Source organism: Streptomyces sp. NPDC088785, assembly GCF_044750685.1.
Lineage (GTDB): Bacteria > Actinomycetota > Actinomycetes > Streptomycetales > Streptomycetaceae > Streptomyces.
The window spans coordinates 1-2,393 of sequence record NZ_JBIVKH010000031.1; the positions used below are offsets into that span (position 1 = coordinate 1).

Consider the following 2,393-nt stretch of genomic DNA (forward strand, 5'->3'; position numbering starts at 1 on the left):
CGGAACGGCTCCCAGCCCAGCAGCGCGTCGAAGTAGTCGAAGAACGAGGCGGGCGAGGTACGGGGCTGGCCCAGCCAGAACGCCGGCTCGACGACCGCCCGCACCCCCGCCGCGAACATGGCCTCGTAGTCGTCGGTCGTACGCGACGTCATATGGATGTGCGGGTCGAAGATGCGCACCTACAGCTCCTCGGTCAGGGCCAGCAGACGGGTCAGGTCCTCGGGGACGGTGCGGTGGGCCGCACGGCGTTCGGCGGCGTAGTCGCCGAGCATGCGGGCCAGTTCGCCGTCGCCGCGGGCGCGGTCGGCCAGGTCGGCGACGCCGCTCACCGGCACGCCGGTGAACAGGCACTTCAGGACGGCGTGCCGCCACAGGTGCGGGCTGAGGTGGCGGGCCGCGCCGGTGCCCAGCGCGGCGGCGAGCAGGCGCGGGTCGTTGGTGCGCAGGGCGTCCTCGATCAGGGGCAGGGCGGTGTCGGGGCGGGCGTCCAGGCGGGGCAGGGCCAGCAGGACGGCGCGGCGTTCGTCGGCCGTGCCCTGGTGGTAGAGGCGGGTCAGGGCCGGTGCGCCGGGCCGGGCGGCGGCCAGGAGTTCGACGCGGGTGGCGTCGGGGTGGTCGCTGCGGCGGCCCGCTTCGGCGAAGCGGCGTTCCCAGCCGGGAGCGGCGGGCGGGGCGGGGCTGGGGTGGGCGGTGCTCATCGCTTGCCTCCATTGCGCAGGAACCGCACGGACCGGGCGGCGAGTTCGGGTCCGGCGTGGGAGTGGCGGGGCAGTTCCACGACGGTCAGGCCGCGGTAGCCGATCTCGTCCAGTGCCTCCAGCACGGGCGGGAAGTCGATCTCGCCGTCGCCGAAGGGCAGGTGTTCGTGGACGCCGCGGCGCATGTCCTCGATCTGCACGTGCCGCAGCCAGGGCGCCGCCGCGCGCACGCAGTCGGCCGGCGGCTCGGGCTCCAGGCACTGGCAGTGGCCCAGGTCCAGGGTCAGGCCCAGCACGCCGGGACTGCCGAGCAGTCCGCGCAGGTGGTGGAAGTCGGCCAGGGTGCCCAGCAGATGGCCGGGCTCGGGCTCGATCGCGAGCGGCATCCCGGCGGCCTCCGCCGCGTCCAGCACCGGGCCCAGGCTCGCCGCCAGACGCTTCCACGCGGTGTCCGCACCGGTGCCGGGCGGGGTGACGCCGCTGAAGAGGTGCACGGCGTGCGCGCCCAGGTCGGCGGCGATGCGTACGGCGCGCACCAGCAGGGCGGTGCGGGCCGCGCGGGCGTCCTCGTCGGCGTCCAGCAGGGTGGGGCCGTGTTTGCGGCGCGGGTCCAGGACGTAGCGGGCGCCGGTCTCGACGGTGACCTCCAGGCCGAGGTCGGCCAGGCGGTGGGCGATGCGGGCGGTCCGGGCGGCCAGGTGGGGGGCGAAGGGGTCGAGGTGCATGTGGTCGAGGGTGAGACCGACGCCGTCGTAGCCGAGGTCGGCGAGCAGGGCGAGGGCGTCGTCCAGGCGCAGGTCGGTCAGTCCGTTGGTGCCGTAGCCCAGGCGCAGGCGGTAGGCCGAGGCGTTCACGTGGTGCTCACCTTCCGTGCCAGGCGGGCGGCGAGGGGGGCCAGGGCGGCGGTGAGCAGGGCCGTGGCCGGTGCTCCGGCGCGGGCCATCAGGGCGGCCTGGAGGGGCAGCAGGGCGCGGATGCCGCCGCCGACGGCGCGCTGGGTGAGGACGGGTGAGGGGTTGAGGGCGGCGTGGGCCAGGGGGCGGGCGAAGGTCGCCGCGTAGCCGGCGCCGGCGGCGGCGGTGAGCCAGACGGCGGCCGGGCGGGCGGACGGGTGGGCGGCGGTGCGGGCGGCGGTGCGGGTCACGGTGGCCGTCAGGGCGGCGGTGGCGGCCAGGGCGGCGAGCGGCAGGGCGGTGGAGCCGCCGTCGGCCTCGCGCCGGGAGACCAGGGTGACGGCGCCGGTGTGGCAGGCGACCAGGGCCGCGGGGCCGGCGGCGGTGCGGGTGCGGCCGGCGGCGGCGGCGCCCAGGAGCAGGTCGAGTCCGCGGGCCGCGCCCATCGCGGCGGGTCCGGCGGCGGTGTGCTTGAGCCGCAGGTCGTAGGCCCACACCAGGGCGGTCAGCGGGACGGCGACGGCCAGGGGGCGGCGGCCGGCGCGGGCGGCGAGGGCGAGGCCGGCCGCGGTGAGCGTGCCGGCGGCCGCGAGGGCGGCGCCGGGCCGGATGCGGCCGGAGGGCAGCGGCCGGTGGGGGCGGTCGACGGCGTCCTCGTCGCGGTCGGCCCAGTCGTTGAGGGCCATGCCCGCCTCGTACAGGCACAGGGAGGCGCCGACGGCGAGAGCGGTGCCGCGGCCGGGGCGCGCGCCCACCGCGGCGGCGCCCGCGAGGGCGTCGCCGGGGACGGTGAACAGGGCGG

2 protein-coding genes and 2 pseudogenes are annotated in these 2,393 nt (G+C 78.1%); all 4 read right to left on the minus strand.

The genetic code is table 11. The features are described 5' to 3' along the window. Positions 1-179 (minus strand): annotated as a pseudogene (locus ACIP5K_RS35670) (hydrolase TatD); the annotation flags it as partial. After that, positions 180-659: pseudogene (locus tag ACIP5K_RS35675) on the minus strand (EboA domain-containing protein); the annotation flags it as partial. It lies immediately after the preceding pseudogene. Between the two features lie 35 nt (positions 660-694). Next, the gene (locus ACIP5K_RS35680) at positions 695-1,552 is read right to left on the minus strand and encodes a sugar phosphate isomerase/epimerase family protein (RefSeq protein ID WP_401416670.1); all 858 of its coding nucleotides are present in this window, start codon (positions 1,550-1,552) and stop codon (positions 695-697) included. Further along, a partial coding sequence (locus ACIP5K_RS35685) for an SCO3242 family prenyltransferase (RefSeq protein WP_401416671.1) occupies positions 1,549-2,393 on the minus strand: 845 nt, incomplete at its 5' end. The genes ACIP5K_RS35680 and ACIP5K_RS35685, both read right to left, overlap by 4 nt.